General features: G+C 71.2%; 13 protein-coding genes. 1 reads left to right on the top strand and 12 read right to left on the bottom strand.

The genetic code is table 11. From position 1 onward, the window contains the following. Positions 1-21 precede the first annotated feature (21 nt). From ACIRDU_RS04970 to ACIRDU_RS04930, 9 genes are all read right to left on the bottom strand, one after another. Entirely contained in the window at positions 22-1,002 is a 981-nt protein-coding gene (locus tag ACIRDU_RS04970) for a glutamate ABC transporter substrate-binding protein (RefSeq protein WP_403575166.1), read from the bottom strand. A gap of 68 nt (positions 1,003-1,070) precedes the next feature. Then, positions 1,071-2,537: a hypothetical protein gene (locus tag ACIRDU_RS04965; protein ID WP_403574511.1), complete on the bottom strand. Its 1,467-nt coding sequence runs from the start codon at positions 2,535-2,537 to the stop codon at positions 1,071-1,073. A gap of 203 nt (positions 2,538-2,740) precedes the next feature. Further along, positions 2,741-3,712, bottom strand: a complete 972-nt coding sequence (locus tag ACIRDU_RS04960; protein WP_403574508.1) for an N-acetylglucosamine kinase — start codon at positions 3,710-3,712, stop codon at positions 2,741-2,743. Further along, positions 3,703-4,968, bottom strand: a complete 1,266-nt coding sequence (locus tag ACIRDU_RS04955) for a 6-phospho-beta-glucosidase (RefSeq protein ID WP_403574505.1) — start codon at positions 4,966-4,968, stop codon at positions 3,703-3,705. The genes ACIRDU_RS04960 and ACIRDU_RS04955 overlap by 10 nt, the downstream gene beginning before the upstream one ends. 6 nt (positions 4,969-4,974) lie before the next feature. After that, positions 4,975-5,868: a carbohydrate ABC transporter permease gene (locus ACIRDU_RS04950; RefSeq protein WP_403574502.1), complete on the bottom strand. Its 894-nt coding sequence runs from the start codon at positions 5,866-5,868 to the stop codon at positions 4,975-4,977. Further along, on the bottom strand, positions 5,865-6,809 hold the full coding sequence (locus tag ACIRDU_RS04945; RefSeq protein ID WP_403574499.1) for a carbohydrate ABC transporter permease: 945 nt from the start codon (positions 6,807-6,809) through the stop codon (positions 5,865-5,867). Before ACIRDU_RS04945 ends, ACIRDU_RS04950 begins: the two co-directional genes overlap by 4 nt. 12 nt (positions 6,810-6,821) lie before the next feature. Then, positions 6,822-8,159, bottom strand: coding sequence for an ABC transporter substrate-binding protein (locus ACIRDU_RS04940; protein WP_403574496.1), 1,338 nt, complete (start codon positions 8,157-8,159; stop codon positions 6,822-6,824). 75 nt (positions 8,160-8,234) lie between these two features. After that, positions 8,235-9,446, bottom strand: a complete 1,212-nt coding sequence (locus tag ACIRDU_RS04935) for an ROK family protein (RefSeq protein ID WP_403574493.1) — start codon at positions 9,444-9,446, stop codon at positions 8,235-8,237. A gap of 239 nt (positions 9,447-9,685) precedes the next feature. Then, the gene (locus tag ACIRDU_RS04930; protein ID WP_403575163.1) at positions 9,686-10,765 is read right to left on the bottom strand and encodes a mechanosensitive ion channel family protein; all 1,080 of its coding nucleotides are present in this window, start codon (positions 10,763-10,765) and stop codon (positions 9,686-9,688) included. Positions 10,766-11,108: 343 nt separating this feature from the next. Here ACIRDU_RS04930 and ACIRDU_RS04925 point away from each other — a divergent pair, with 343 nt between their 5' ends. Continuing rightward, the gene (locus ACIRDU_RS04925) at positions 11,109-11,645 is read left to right on the top strand and encodes an HNH endonuclease (protein WP_033314199.1); all 537 of its coding nucleotides are present in this window, start codon (positions 11,109-11,111) and stop codon (positions 11,643-11,645) included. Positions 11,646-11,736: 91 nt separating this feature from the next. On the opposite strand, the gene ACIRDU_RS04920 is transcribed toward ACIRDU_RS04925, so the two are convergent. The 3 genes from ACIRDU_RS04920 to ACIRDU_RS04910 are packed head-to-tail and all read right to left on the bottom strand — an operon-like array spanning position 11,737 to position 14,299. Beyond that, complete coding sequence (locus tag ACIRDU_RS04920; RefSeq protein WP_403574490.1) at positions 11,737-13,086, bottom strand: FtsX-like permease family protein; 1,350 nt, start codon at positions 13,084-13,086, stop codon at positions 11,737-11,739. Further along, on the bottom strand, positions 13,083-13,769 hold the full coding sequence (locus ACIRDU_RS04915; protein ID WP_403574487.1) for an ABC transporter ATP-binding protein: 687 nt from the start codon (positions 13,767-13,769) through the stop codon (positions 13,083-13,085). Before ACIRDU_RS04915 ends, ACIRDU_RS04920 begins: the two co-directional genes overlap by 4 nt. Then, positions 13,766-14,299: a PadR family transcriptional regulator gene (locus ACIRDU_RS04910; protein WP_403574484.1), complete on the bottom strand. Its 534-nt coding sequence runs from the start codon at positions 14,297-14,299 to the stop codon at positions 13,766-13,768. Before ACIRDU_RS04910 ends, ACIRDU_RS04915 begins: the two co-directional genes overlap by 4 nt. Positions 14,300-14,325 lie beyond the last annotated feature (26 nt).

The following is a 14,325-nucleotide window of genomic DNA, read 5'->3' as shown; positions in this document are numbered from 1 at the left end:
GGTTCGCGGGTCAGCAGGGTGTCAGGTGGTGCGGAGGTACTGCGGTGCCGGTGGCTCCGACTTCTTCGCATCCTTGCCCAGTGTTGCCGACAGCCATTGGTCGTACGACGCCTGCCAGCCGTTCGCGGTGTCCTTGCGGTAGTCCACCAGGATCTGGTTGACCCGGCGTACCAGATCGTCCGCGTCCTTCTTCATCGCCACGCCGTAGTACTCGGCAGTGAAGGCGTCACCCTTGAGCTGGACCGTCGGATCCTGTGCCGCCTGGCTCGCCGCGAGCGCGCCGTCGGTGACCACGGCGTCGACCTCGCCGAGCTGGAGCCGCACCAGGCAGTCGAGTTGGTTCGGGACGGTGGTGGAGATGTCGGTGCTGGCGGGCAGTTCGCCGGCCTTCTGGTCCGCCTCCAGTTTCGCGTACGCCGTCGAGCCGGCCGCCGTGCAGATCCTGCGGTCGGCGAGGGTGTCGTCGTAGCCCTTGACCGGTGAGGACTTCGGGGCCAGGAGCTGCTGGCCCGTCTTGAAGTAGGGCGCGGAGAAGGCGACGTCGGCGATGCGGGCGCAGTTGATCGTCATCGTGCGGACGACCATGTCCACGCGGCCGTCCTGGATCGCCGGAATGCGCTGGTCGGTGGGGATCGCCTTGAACTGGACGGCTTCCGGGTCGCCCAGGATGTCCTCGGCGATGCGGTGGACCAGGTCGATGTCGAAGCCCTCGAGCTCCGCGGTCTTGCCGCTGTTGGGGTTGCGGTAGCCCCAGCGGTAGCTGTTCTGGTCGACGCCGACGATCAGTTTGCGCTTCTCGCCCTTGCGGTTCTTGATCGCCCGGATGGTGTCGCCGTCGGCGGAGGAGGGGGAGAGGGTCTGCTTCTCGGGGGCCTCGCAGTCCTCCTCCGCGGTCGTTCCGGCGGTTCGCGTGGTCGCGGTGGTGTTCTGGGTGGCCGTCGTGGCCGTGGTGAGCGGCAGGCAGAGGGCCACCAGCGCCACCAGGGCGCACACGACGGCCATCGCGGTCACTCCGCCCCAGCCCCTGAGCGCGTTTCGCACGGTCGTTCCTCCCTTCGCCCCCGGCCCGTTCACCGGTACTCCGACAGCCTGCGGCCGATGCCCAGGACCGCGCCCGCGGCGCCCAGCACCGCGAGTACGGCCGCGCCGGCCGGCAGGCCCGTCAGTGCGTCGCGGCCGTCGCCCGCCGCGCGCTTGAACTCCGTCTCCTCGTGCGCCAGTGCCGTGCGCAGGTTGTCGTCGACGCTGTCGAAGCACTCGCCCGTCGCGCCCTTGGCGCCGATGACCCTGTCCAGCGCCTGCTGGTAGTTGCCGTTCTCGTCCTGCTCGCGGGCCGCGGTGTGGCGCTTCTTCCACTCCGTCATGTTGCCCACGGCGGCGCTGACGGGCCGTTCGCCCGAGGTGTCGTCGGCGAGCTTCTGCGCTGCCGCCAGGTGGGCGGCGAGGGCCTTGATGTCCGTGCCGAAGTCGTAGTCGTAGGCGTCGTAGGTGTCTTCGCCGACCTTCTTCGTCTCCGCGCCGCGGGCCACCAGAGTCAGGTTCTCGTTGCCCCGGGCCTTGAGGGAGGCGATGCGCGCGTCGTGCAGGACGTTCAGGGAACGGACGCCGTGGTCGTAGGAGTCGTTCAGGCCCGCGCGGGCGAAGCTGTGGCCGACGACCAGCCAGAGGAGGACGACCGTGGCCGTGGCCGTGGCGGCCACCAGGCCCTGGTTCAAAACCCTGTTCGTCCGCTGGTAGTTGCGGTGCTGGGCCCAGGCGAGGGCGGCCAGGGCGGCGACGCCGAGGGCGATGGCCGCCCAGGGGTACGGCGTGGCGTCCGCGTAGTCCGCGCTGAGGCGCTGGTTCTCCCTCTTGTACAGGTCCTCCGCCGCCGGGAGCATCTGCTGCTGCATCTTCTCGTTGGCGTAGCGCAGGTAGGCGCCGCCGACGGGGAAGCCCTGGCGGTTGTACGTGCGGGCGCGCTCCACCAGGCCCTTGTACTCCGGGAGGAGCCGGTTGAGCTTGGCGATCGTCGCCGTGGACGGGGAGCCCGGTTCGGCGTTGGCCGCGGCGTTGACCAGCTTCTCGGCGGCCGTGCTGATGTCCCGCTCGTAGCGGTCGCGGGTGGTCGCCGACTCCTGGCCGCCGGCGAGGAAGCCGCTGGAGGCGGCGGTGTTGGCGTCCGCGAGGGAGCGGTAGATGTCGGCGGCGTCCGAGCTGAGCGGCTGGCTGCGCGTGAGGACGTCGTCGGCGGCGGCCGCGCGGTCGGTCATCTGCCAGGCGGCGACAGCGCCGAAGGCGATGACGAGGAGGGCCAGGAGGGCGCCGATGATGCGGAGGCGGCCGGGTTCGGTGGTGGCGGCGGAGCGGAGCTGGTCGAGGCCCTCGGCGAAGGCGGTGCGGCGAGGGCCCGCCGGGGGTGCCGAGGGCGCAGGGGTGTTTTCGGGGGGTCGGGCCGGGGGCGCGGGCTGTGCCGGTACCGCCGGCAGGACGGGCAGGCCCCGGCCCGGTGGTGGCGGGCTGCTCTTCGGCGTGTACGTCACTGTGACCTCCCCCATGGTCATCCGTCGCCGCAAGTATCGCTGCCGGGACTGACATCCGCACCGGCCTTGCCTGGATCTTGATCGGATCGCAGCGTGGAGCACCACCCCATGCACCACCCCTTGCAGCACCCCTCGTCCAGGAACACGTACGGGGAGTTGGTTCGGTTCCCGGACTTGTGGCGCGCCCCGCGTCTGCGACCTGATCCAAACGACAGACCCTAGGCGTCGTAGTACGTCCGCAGCTTCTCCTGTGCCCCTTCCTTCGCTCCGACGTGGTCCAGTCCCAGCAGTGCCGCGCCGAGGACCGGGCTGGCCGTCACCACTCGGGGTACGGCCTTCGGTGCGCGGGCGATCAGCAAGTGCTCGATGCGGTCGTTGAGTTGGGGGTGCCCGGCCGCCAGGACGCCGCCGCCCAGGAGGACGGGGGTCTCCTCGGACAGGAGGTCCAGGCGGGTCAGGGCGACGACGGCCATGGAGACCACCTCCTCGGCCTGGCGTTCCACGATCGTCCTGGCGATCGCGTCACCGTCGGCGGCCGTGGCGAAGAGGACCGGGGTCAGTTCGTGGCGCCGGGGCGCCGGGATGCGCTCCAGGTGCAGCGCCGCGACGAGGGCGTACACGGAGGGCAGGCCGAAGTGGGCGGGGAGGGTGCGGGACAGGGCGGTGGGGGCGCCGCGGCCGTCCTCCGCGCGGGAGGCGTGCCAGAGGGCCTCCTCGGACAGGCCCCAGCCGCCGCCCCAGTCGCCCGAGACCCGGCCGAGTGCCGGGAAGCGGGCGGTGCGGCCGTCGGGGCGCATGCCCACGCAGTTGATGCCCGCGCCGCAGACGACCGCCACGCCGCGGGGTTCGCCGGCACCGGCCCGCAGGATCGCGAAGGTGTCGTTGCGGACCGTCACCGTCGTGCCCCACGCGCGTGCCCGCAGCGCCGCCGCCAACTGTTCCTCCTCGATGGGGAAGTCGGCGTTCGCCAGGCACGCCGAGACGTGGGTGACCGAGGTGAGCCCGGCGGTGGCCAGAGCCTGCGCCACCGTCGCGGCCAAGTCGTCCATGGCCGTGTCCACGCCCACGGCCGGGGGGCGGAAGCCGCCCCCGCGAGCCGTGGCGAGGACGTCCCCGTCCGCCGTGACGACCGCGACGTCCGTCTTGCTGTTGCCCGCGTCGATGGCGAGGACACGTGCGGTCAGGCCCACGCGAGGTGCTCCCGGTTGTGAGCGATCAGCCGGTCGGTGAGCGTCTCGGCGTACGCGTACTGGCCGATGAGGGGGTGGGCGAGGAGGGCGCGGAAGACGCGGTCCCTTCCGCCGCGCAGGGCGGCCCGGAGGGCCAGGTCCTCGTAGGCGGTGACGTTGGTCATCAAACCGGCGTAGAGGGGGTTCACGGGCTGTACGGGCAGGGGGGACGCGCCCTTGGCACCCACGGCGGCCTGGACCTCGATCACCGCGTCGTCGGGGAGGAAGGGGAGCGTGCCCCGGTTGTACGTGTTCACCACCTGGTACGGCGAACCGCCGCCGCCCAGCAGGGCCGCCGCCAGGTCCACCGCCGCCTCCGAGTAGAAGGCGCCGCCCCGCTCGGCGAGCAGCTCCGGCTTCTCGTCCAGCGCCGGGTCGGCGTACAGGGCCAGCAACCGGCGTTCCATCTCGGCCACTTCGGCGGCGCGGGACGGCTTGGTCCCGAGTTCCCGTACGGCCTCGTCGTGCGCGTAGTAGTAGCGCAGGTAGTAGGAGGGGACCACGCCCAGGGTGTCGAGCAGGGGGCGGGGCAGGCGGAGGTCGGCCGCGATCGTGTCGCCGTACTCGCCCAGCAGGTTGGGCAGGACGTCCTCGCCCTCCGGCCCGCCCAGGCGTACGGCCGTCTCCCAGGTGAGGTGGTTCAGGCCCACGTGGTCCAGGTGGATGACGGAAGGCTCCACGGACAGCAGGGCCGCGAACTTGCGCTGGAGGCCGATCGCCACGTTGCACAGGCCCACCGCCTTGTGGCCGGCCTGGAGCAGGGCGCGGGTCACGATCCCCACCGGGTTCGTGAAGTCGATGATCCAGGCGTGCGGGTTCCGGCGGCGTACGCGGTCCGCGATGTCCAGGACGACCGGGACCGTGCGCAGGGCCTTCGCGAGGCCGCCGGCGCCGGTGGTCTCCTGGCCCACGCAGCCGCACTCCAGGGGCCACGTCTCGTCCTGCTCGCGGGCCGCCTGACCGCCGACGCGGAGTTGGAGGAGGACCGCGTCCGCGCCGTCCACGGCCTCGTCGAGGTCGCTCGTCGTGGTGATGCGGCCCGCGTGGTCCTGGCGGGTGAAGATGCGGCGGGCCAGGCCGCCCACCAGATCGAGGCGGTCCTGGGCGGGGTCCATCAGGACCAGTTCCTCGACGGGCAGGGTGTCCCTCAGGCGGGCGAAGCCGTCCACGAGTTCGGGGGTGTAGGTCGAGCCTCCGCCGACCACGGTGAGTTTCATGTGTGTCTAACCCTTTACTCCGGTGAGCGTGACGCCCTCGACGAACGCCTTCTGGGCGAAGAAGAACACGAGGATCACGGGGGCCATGACCAGCACCGTGGCGGCCATGGTGAGGTTCCAGTCGGTGTGATGGGCGCCCTTGAACGACTCCAGGCCGTAGGAGAGCGTCCAGGCGCCCGGGTTCTCCGAGGCGTAGATCTGGGGACCGAAGTAGTCGTTCCACGCGTAGAAGAACTGGAAGAGGGCCACCGCGGCCACGCCCGGTCTGGCCATCGGGAGGACGACCTTGATCAGGGTGCGCAGGTCGCCGCAGCCGTCCACCTTGGCCGCGTCCACGTACTCGTCGGGGATCGTGGTGAGGAACTGGCGGAGCAGGAAGATCGAGAACGCGTCGCCGAACGCCATCGGGATGATCAGCGGCCAGAGCGAACCGGACAGGTCCAGCTGCTTCGCCCAGAACAGGTACATCGGGATGATGACCACCTGCGGCGGCAGCATCATCATCGAGATGACCAGCATCAGGGCCAGGTTGCGGCCGCGGAAGCGGAACTTGGCCAGGGCGTAGGCCACGGGGATCGAGGAGACGACCGTGAGGACCGTGCCCAGGCCCGCGTAGATCAGGGTGTTCTTCCACCAGGTGAGGAAGCCGGGGGTGTCGAAGACCTTCGCGTAGTTGCCCCACTCCCAGGTGTGCGGGATCAGGTCGCGGCTGAGCGCCTGGCTGTCGCTCATGAGGGAGGTGAGGAAGACGAAGACGAACGGGAGGACGAAGAAGAGGGCCGCCGCGACGCCGAGCGAGTGGACCGCGATCCATTCCAGCAAGGCCCTGCGGTGGGCCGTGCGTTCCGCCGGCGAAGGGGGTGTCTTCAGCTCCAGGGGCTGGTCGAGTACCTGCGTCATCGTTCACCTGCCTGGATCAGGCCGCCCCTGCGGCGCATCAGGAGTGCCGTGAAGGCCATGGAGAGGGCGAAGAGGACCAGGGCGACCACACAGGCGGAGCCGTAGTCGAAGCGCTGGAAGCCCAGGTTGTAGACGAGCTGGGGGAGGGTCAGGGTCGACTTGTCGGGGTAGCCGGGCTCGAACTGCGTTCCCGCGCCCTGGATCACGCCCGAGGCGACCTTCCCGGCGATCAGCGGCTGGGTGTAGTACTGCATCGTCTGGATCACGCCCGTGACGACCGCGAACATGACGATCGGCGAGATGTTCGGGAGCGTCACGTAGCGGAAGCGCTGCCAGGGGGCCGCGCCGTCCAGTTCCGCCGCCTCGTACTGCTCCTTCGGCACGTCGAGCAGGGCGGCCATGAAGATGACCATCAGGTCGCCGATGCCCCACAGGGCCAGGAGGGTCAGGGCCGGCTTCGACCAGGTGGGGTCGTTGAACCAGCCGGGGGCGGGGAGCCCGGTCTTCTCCAGGATCGAGTTGACCGGGCCCGTGCCGGGGTTGAGGAGGAACGCGAAGGCCATCGTGGCCGCCACGGGCGGAGCGAGGTAGGGCAGGTAGAAGAGGGTGCGGAAGACACCCGTGGCCGTCCTGATCTTGGTGATCAGCAGGCCCACGCCCAGGCCGAAGGCGACCCGGAGCGTGACCATGATGACGACCAGCCACAGGGTGTTGCGCAGGGCGGGCCAGAAGAGGGGGTAGTGCTCGACGACGTACGCCCAGTTCTTCGTGCCGCTCCACGCGGGCGGCTTGAAGCCGTCGTAGCGCATGAAGGAGAAGTAGACGGTGGAGATCAGGGGATAGGCGAAGAAGACCGTGAAGCCGATCAGCCAGGGGGAGAGGAACGCGAGGGTGCGCAGGGTCGAGCGGCGGTGTTTCGCCCGCAGTGTGGAGGTGCTCATCGTGCTCGTCGCCTACTTCGCCTGCGCGATGTCCGTGTCGATCTGCGCGGCCGTCTTCTTCAGGCCGGCCTCGAGGTCGGTGGCCTTGCCGCTTTCGTAGTCGTAGCCGAACTGCTGGATCGTGGTGAGGTAGACGCCGCCGTTGACGGAGGCCGGGGCCGTGGTGGAGTTCGGGTTCGCGGCGATCTCCAGGAACGTCTTGAAGCGCGGGTCGTACGTCAGCTTGGGGGATTTCAGGGCCGCCAGGGTCGACGGCACGTTGTGGATGGCGTTGGAGAAGTTCACCACCGCGTCCGTGTCCGTGGTCATGTACTTCACCAGCTCCCAGGCCGCGTTCTGCTTCTCGCTGGTCGCCGCGATACCGGCGATGGTGCCGGTGATGTACCCCTTGCCGTACTGGTCGGCCTGGTCGTCGGGGACGGGCAGCGGCGCCACGCCGATCTCGAACGTCGGCTTGCTGTCCAGGGCCATGCCCAGGCGCCACTCGCCGTCGAGCTGCATCGCGACCTGGCCGGTGTGGAAGGGGTGCTTGGGGCCCCACTCGTCGCCGAGCCCGGAGCGGTAGGTCTCCAGCTTGCGGTAGCCGCCGAGTGCGTCGACCAGCTTCTTCTGGAGCTTGAACGCCTTCGCGAAGGCCGGGTCCTTGGCGACGTTCGACTTGCCGTCCTTGTCGAAGTACGTGGGGGAGAACTGGCCGAGGTAGTGCTCGGTGGTGGTCTCCCAGCCGTGGTAGTTCGGCATGAAGCCGAGCTGCTTGTACGTGTCGCCCCGGGGGATCGTCAGCTTCTCGGCGACCCGCTCGAACTCCGACCAGGTCTTCGGCGGGGCGGCGATACCGGCCTTCTTGAACGCCGTCTTGTTGTAGTAGAGGCCGTAGGCGTCGCCCAGCAGGGGCACCGCGCAGCGGTTCCCGTCGAACTGGGTGTACTCGTTCATCGCCTTCGGGAAGGTCTGCTGTGGGTCGATGCCCGACTTCTCGAAGAACGGGTTGAGATCCACCAGGGCCCCCGAGGAGCAGAACTTTCCGACGCTGTTCGTGGTGAACGACGAGATCACGTCCGGGGCCTTGGTGCCGCCGGTGCGCAGGGCCTGGTTCATCTTGTCGTCCGTCATGTTGCCGACGACGTTGACGTGGATGTGGGGGTGCGTCTTCTCGAATCCGGCGACCAGGTCCTTGACGGCCTTCACCTCCGACGGCGCGCTCCAGGCGTGCCAGAAGTCGAGGGTCGTCTCCTTGGACGCGTCGTCGCTCGCACCGGCGTCCGACTGGCCGGTGCAGGCGGTGGCGAGGAGGGCGAGGGAGGCGGAGGCGGCGAGCGCGAAGGTCGCTTTTCTGGATGTTTTGGGCATGGCAGAGCTCCCTGAGGCACGGGGGAAGAAGGGAAACACCGGGGGGAGGGGGGGTGGGGTCAGCGGGAGGGTGGTTCAGCGGGAGGTGTCGAAGACCTCGTCGCGCGTGGTGGCGAGCGCGCTCTCCAGTGCGCCGCGCAGCACGGGGTGTTCACGGACGTCGCCCACGACCAGGCGGGGGCGGGACGCGGCCAGTTCTTCCAGTTCGGCCTGGACGAGGGCGCGCAGCGGCTCACCGCCCGAGGTGAGGACCGCGCCGCTCAGTACGACGAGCTCGGGGTCGAGGACCGAGACGAGGGAGGCCAGGCCGGTGGCCAGCCGGGTCGCGTAGGTCTGGAGGAGGTGGCGGTGGGCGTCGTCGCCGGCCTGCGCCGCCCGGGCCACCAGCTCGGCGGCGGCCTCGGCGTGCGGGCCCTGCGGGACGTCGTCGATGCCGAGTTCGCGGGCCAGGCGCGGGACGGCCTGGGAGCCGGCCAGCTCCTGGTAGCCGCCGCTGTTGGCCTTGGTGACCTGGCGGACCAGGGGTGTGCCCGGTACCGGCAGGAAGCCGACCTCGCCTGCGCCGCCGGTCCAGCCGCGGTGCAGCCGTCCGCCGAGCACCAGGGCGGCCCCCAGGCCCTCCTGGTTCCACAGCAGCACGAAGTCCGCGTGTCCCCGGGCCGCTCCCAGGCGCTGTTCGGCGAGTGCGACCAGGTTGACGTCGTTCTCGTACTCGAACGGCATCGGCAGGGCGGCGGCGAGCTCGTCCAGCAGGGTGGGGGAGTGCCAGCCGGGGAGGTGGGAGGCGTAGCGCAGCCGGCCGGTGGTGGGGTCGAAGGCGCCGGGAGTGCCGATGACGAGGCGGTGGATGTCGGCCCGGGCGAGACCGGCGGCCTTCACCGCGCCGTCCAGGGCGTCGGTGACCTGCTGGACGACCGGGGTGCCGGTGCGCCTGCCGGGGGTGGGCAGCTCGTGACGGCCGACCGTGCGGCCGGTGATGTCGGCGACCGCGGCGAGGATCCGCTGGGGGGTGACGTCGAGTCCGGCGGCGTGACCGGCCGCCGGGTTGACCTCGTAGAGCTGGGCGCTCGGGCCGGGCCGGCCTTCGGTGGTGCCGGTGGCCAGGACGAGCCCCGCCGCCTCCAGGCGGGCCAGGAGCTGGGACGCGGTCGGCTTGGACAGGCCGGTGAGCTTGCCGATCCGGGTGCGGGACAGCGGTCCGTGCTCCAGCAGCAGGTCCAAGGCGGCCCGGTCGTTCATGGCGCGCAGGACGCGTGGGGTGCCCGGCGTGCCGGCGGTTCCTGCCATGCGTGTCCACACCTGCCCTTCGGCTGCTCAGCTTCTCAGTGATCAGCCGGGGAAGTCCATCGGACGACCGTTCCCTCGGGTGCTCCGGATAACTGTTAGGAAAGTTTCCTATCGATGGGAGGAAGGTAGGCCCGGTACCGGGCGGGCGTCAACAGGGGACGGCCTGCCGCCATCCGGACATGCGAAGAGGGCGGCGCCCGGCAGGACCGGACGCCGCCCTCTCCCCAGGGTGTGACGGGCTACTTCGTGGTGCTCGTCGGCGCGGGCGGTGCGAGCGGGGACGCCGCCGCCGACTGCGGGGACGTCGCGTTCGCGTACACCGACGGCGCGGCCATCCCCGCCGTCGGGTCGACGGGCTGCTCCTCCACCGGGGCCGTGGCGCCGCCGACGATCCGGATGCCCGCCGCGTCGAAGGCCCGCTTGATGCGCCAGCGCAGCTCGCGCTCCACGGTCAGGGACTTGCCGGGCATCGTCTTGGCCGTGACGCGCACGACCATGGAGTCCAGCAGCACGCTGTCCAGGCCGAGCACCTCGATCGGGCCCCACAGCAGCTCGTTCCAGGGCTCCTCGGCGCCCATCTTCTCGGCGACCTCGTCCAGAGTGGCCTTGACCTTGTCCAGGTCCTCGCCCGCGTGGACGGTGACGTCGACATTGGCCGTGGCCCAGCCCTGGGAGAGGTTGCCGATGCGCTTGACCTCGCCGTTGCGGACGTACCAGATCTCACCGCCGTCACCGCGCAGCTTGGTCACCCGCAGGCCCACCTCGATCACCTCGCCGGAGGCGACGCCCGCGTCGATCGTGTCGCCGACGCCGTACTGGTCCTCCAGGATCATGAAGACACCGGAGAGGAAGTCGGTGACGAGGTTGCGGGCGCCGAAACCGATCGCCACACCGGCGACACCGGCCGAGGCCAGCAGCGGGGCGAGGTTGATCTGGAAGGTGCCCAGGATCATCAGCGCGGCGGTGCCGATGATCAGGAACGACGCCACCGAGCGCAGCACCGAGCCGATGGCCTGCGAGCGCTGCCGACGGCGTTCGACGTTGACGAGCAGCCCGCCGAGCGCAGTGCCGTCCACGGACTGGACGGTCCGGTTCATGCGGTCTATCAGCTTGGTGATCGCCCGTCGTACGACGACCCTCAGCACCGCGGCTATCACCACGATGAGCAGGACCCTGAGGCCGATCGCGAGCCACGTCGACCAGTTCTGCTCGACCCAGCCGGCGGCGTTCGTCGCGCTCTCCTGGGCGTCCTCGAGCGAAGGCACTCTCGGGGACTGCGTCTCCGAGGGGGTCGGCGACGGTGAGGGGTCGGCGGCCATCAGGACGGCGTCCGCAAGGGACAAGGACACGGCAGGTACCTCCAGGTGCAGCGGTCTGCCCCGGCGAGGTGGTTCAGGGGGGTCAAGGTCACGACTGGGTCACCGAAGGGGCAGAACCACCACACTAACGGGGCATTGTGTGTGCTATCGCGGGATGTGTGAAGGAGAGACCGTGCTCACCTGGGCTTGAACAGGCCACGGTCCGGGGGATGAATGGGATGTGGTCGAAAACACTCCCAGCCCGTTACGGGGACATGGTGGCGCTGCCACCAGGCATGAGGGGAGACTGGCTACGAATCGTCCCGGCGCGAGCCACGCGCCGCCGGCGTCCAAGGAGGCATCCGTGCCGCATGTCCTGGTCCTCAACGCGTCGTACGAGCCGCTAGGTGTCGTACCGCTCCGCCGCGCGCTCGTCCTCGTCCTCGAGAACAAGGCCGTCTGCCTCGAGGAGTCCGGCGCCTATCTGCACAGCGCGACCGTCACAGTCCCCGCACCCAGCGTGGTCCGGCTCAAGCGATTCGTCCGGGTTCCCTATCGGGGGCCCGTTCCACTGACCCGCCGGGCGCTGTTCGCCCGCGACGGGGGCCGGTGCATGTATTGCGGTGGCGTCGCAACCAGCGTCGACCACGTCATCCCGCGCAGCCGCGGGGGCAAGCACGTCTGGGACAACGTGGTGGCGTCCTGCCGCCGCTGCAACCACGTGAAGGCCGACCGCCACCTCTTCGAGATCGGCTGGCGGCTGCGTCACAAACCCGCCCCGCCGTCCGGCCTGGCCTGGCGCATCATCGGGACCGGCCACAGGGATCCGCGCTGGTTGCCGTACTTGCAGCCGTACGGCGCGGAGGACGCCATGGCCCGGATCGACGGCATTTCCGCCTGACGACGATCCGGGCCTTCGCATTGCCGCATGCGGCCTGCCGACCGGCCCGGGGAACCCCCGTTCCCCCGGGCCGGTCCGTCATGGGGAGCGCCTACGCATACCGCAGTTCCCCCGGCCGCACCGATCGGCGCAGCAGCGGCAGCGCGGTGGCTGCGGCCAGCAGGCAGGCGGCGTAGACGGCGACGGGGACCAGGGTGATGCCCCAGGGGACCGGCCGGCCGACGAGCAGGGCGTACCACGTGCCGACGGCCGTCCCGCCCAGGCCGGCGAGCAGTACCGCAGGCGCCAGCGGCAGCGCGGTCTCCAGCAGCAGGGCCCGGCCGAGCACCCGTTGCGGCACCCCGGCGGCGGCCTGAGCGGCCAGGCCCCTGCGGCGGGTGGCCAGGGACTCGGCGGTGCCGACGGCGAGACCGGACAGGGTGATCACCAGCGCGATGCCGATGGCGGCGCCGGTGAGGTCGAGGCCGGTGAGGTAGTAGGACGCGGGTGCGGAGAACTTCCGGGTGCGCACCACTTCGCCCATGACCTGCCGGATGCCCATGAAGCCGGTCCCCACGACCGTCACCAGCAGTACCGCCGCGTGGGTGCGGGCGGCCGACCAGGGGTCGTCGCGCAGCCGCTCCGCCGCGATCAGCGTCGCCGCCGACCGGGCCCGGACGGCGAGGATCCGCCCGGTCGCCTTCGCGGCGACCCCCGACAGCCACACCGCGCCCGCACCGACTGCGAGGATCGCGCCCGTCAGCGTCAGATACCACTCGCCGTCCGGCCGGTTGGCCGCGGCCGTCGTGGTGGCCGTCGCCAGCAGTGCCAGCACCGCGACGAGCAGGAACCCGGCCAGGAACAGCAGGCCCGGGCCCCGCCCGGTGCGCGGCGCGACCCTGCGGACCCAGCCGAGGGGCGAGGCCACCACCCGGCGCAGCGCCAGCGCGCCCGCCGCCGCGCCCAGCAGCGGTACGGCGACGGCGACCAGGGCGATCCCCGTCCAGGCCAGGGCGGTGGGCCGGTTCCACAGGCGCAGCAGGAGCAGCACCGAGAAGACCGTGGCGACCGCCGAGCCCAGCAGGCAGGCCGGTCCGGTCTCCAGCGCGGCGATCCGCCGCACCTGCCAGGGCGTCGCCCCGGCCAGCCGCAGCCCGGCCAGCCGCCGGTCGCGGTGCACCGCCCCGATCCGGGCGCACTGACCGAGGAACCCGAGCACCGGCACGAGCAGGAGCACCAGACTGACGATCACGCCCGATCGCGTACCCGGCTGGTCCAGCAGCCCCGCGCCGACGGGCACGTCGTGGATGCCGCGCAGCGACGCCAGGGCGACGGCGGCCAGGGCGAACCCGGTCGCGAGCGCCGCGCCGGTCGCCGTGAGGGCCACCCGCCACCATTCGCCGCGGTCGGAGCCGCGGGTGAGTTCCCAGGCGAGGCGCAGATCGGCCCGGAGCGACGTCACGCCGTCACCCCCAGCGCCGCCACGGCCCCGTCCCGCAGCTGGACTTCCCGGTCCGCGTAGGCCGCCACCTGGGCGTCGTGCGTGATCAGCAGCACGGCGGTGCCCGACTCGCGGGCCGTGTGGACCAGGGCCGTCATGACCTGCTCTGCCGCCAGCGAGTCCAGAGCGCCGGTCGGCTCGTCGGCGAAGACCACGCGCGGGCCGGTGACCAGGGCCCGGGCCAGCGCGGCCCGTTGTGCCTGGCCGCCGCTGAGTTCGCCCGGGCGCAGGTCCTGCTGGCCCCGCACCCCGAACCGCTCCAGCCACTCACCGGCCCGGGCCCGGGCGCCGGCCCGGTCGGTGCCGGCCAGCAGCAGGGGCAGGGCGACGTTGTCCAGGACCGTCAGCTCGGGGATGAGCTGCCCGAACTGGAACACCACGCCGAACTCGGTGCGCCGCAGCTCGCTCAGCCGCTTCTCGGGCAGGTCCTCCAGCCGCCGGCCGTCGTAGGTCACCGAGCCCGAGTCCGGGCGGACGATGCCGGCCAGGCAGTGCAGCAGCGTCGACTTCCCGCTGCCGCTCGCGCCGGTCACCGCGAGGATCTCGCCGGCGTGCAGCGCGACTGACGCGCCGCGCAGGGCGGGTGTCCGGCCGTGCGCCTTGGTGAGACCACCGGCCGTGAGAAGGGGCACGGGTCTGCTCATGCTGCGTCGACCTCCGCGGTCAGGATGGTGAGCCGGGCCGCCGTGGTGTTCATCCAGCGGAGGTCGGCGTCGAGGTGGTTGAGGGCGTAGTCCGCCGAGAGCACGGTGGCGAGATCGGCTCCCTGGGCGGCCTTCACCGCAGTGAGCTCCCGCATCCGCTCCATGTGCGCGGCGCGCTGGACGCTCAGGTACCCGGCCGGGTCGTCGCCCGAGAGGATCGCGACCACGACCTTGGCGAAGATCTCGTTCGCCACGAAGGGCGCGGGCGGCGCGATCTCCCCGGCCCACCGGGCCAGTTCGTGCGTCCCCTCCTCCGTCGCCCGGTACGTCGTACGCTCCGGGCCGCCGTCCGAGTCGGTGCCGTCGACCTCGGCGAGACCGTCCCGCACAAGGCGCTGCAGGGTCGTGTAGACCTGCCCGTAGGCCAGTGGGCGGGCCTGCGGGAAGCGCTCGTCGTGGCGTCGCTTGAGGTCGTAGCCATGGCTCGGACCCGAGGCGAGCAGGCCCAGCAGGATGTGGCGGGTGCTCATGCCGATCATTATGTACTGAGTACATG

The sequence above is a fragment of the Streptomyces sp. NPDC093598 genome (genome assembly GCF_044764825.1).
Classification (GTDB): Bacteria; Actinomycetota; Actinomycetes; order Streptomycetales; family Streptomycetaceae; genus Streptomyces.
The sequence above is the reverse complement of the archived record's forward strand: the minus strand, read 5'-3'. Positions and strand labels throughout refer to the sequence as shown.

Excerpts from the sequence above, each read along its gene's own strand:
- ACIRDU_RS04970 (WP_403575166.1), bottom strand. The coding sequence starts at position 1,002 with ATGGCCGTCGTGTGCGCCCTGGTGGCGCTGGTGGCCCTCTGCCTGCCG.
- ACIRDU_RS04910 (WP_403574484.1), bottom strand. The coding sequence starts at position 14,299 with ATGAGCACCCGCCACATCCTGCTGGGCCTGCTCGCCTCGGGTCCGAGC.
- ACIRDU_RS04915 (WP_403574487.1), bottom strand. The coding sequence starts at position 13,769 with ATGAGCAGACCCGTGCCCCTTCTCACGGCCGGTGGTCTCACCAAGGCG.
- ACIRDU_RS04955 (WP_403574505.1), bottom strand. The coding sequence starts at position 4,968 with ATGAAACTCACCGTGGTCGGCGGAGGCTCGACCTACACCCCCGAACTC.
- ACIRDU_RS04935 (WP_403574493.1), bottom strand. The coding sequence starts at position 9,446 with ATGGCAGGAACCGCCGGCACGCCGGGCACCCCACGCGTCCTGCGCGCC.
- ACIRDU_RS04945 (WP_403574499.1), bottom strand. The coding sequence starts at position 6,809 with ATGAGCACCTCCACACTGCGGGCGAAACACCGCCGCTCGACCCTGCGC.
- ACIRDU_RS04940 (WP_403574496.1), bottom strand. The coding sequence starts at position 8,159 with ATGCCCAAAACATCCAGAAAAGCGACCTTCGCGCTCGCCGCCTCCGCC.
- ACIRDU_RS04930 (WP_403575163.1), bottom strand. The coding sequence starts at position 10,765 with ATGGCCGCCGACCCCTCACCGTCGCCGACCCCCTCGGAGACGCAGTCC.
- ACIRDU_RS04950 (WP_403574502.1), bottom strand. The coding sequence starts at position 5,868 with ATGACGCAGGTACTCGACCAGCCCCTGGAGCTGAAGACACCCCCTTCG.
- ACIRDU_RS04965 (WP_403574511.1), bottom strand. The coding sequence starts at position 2,537 with ATGGGGGAGGTCACAGTGACGTACACGCCGAAGAGCAGCCCGCCACCA.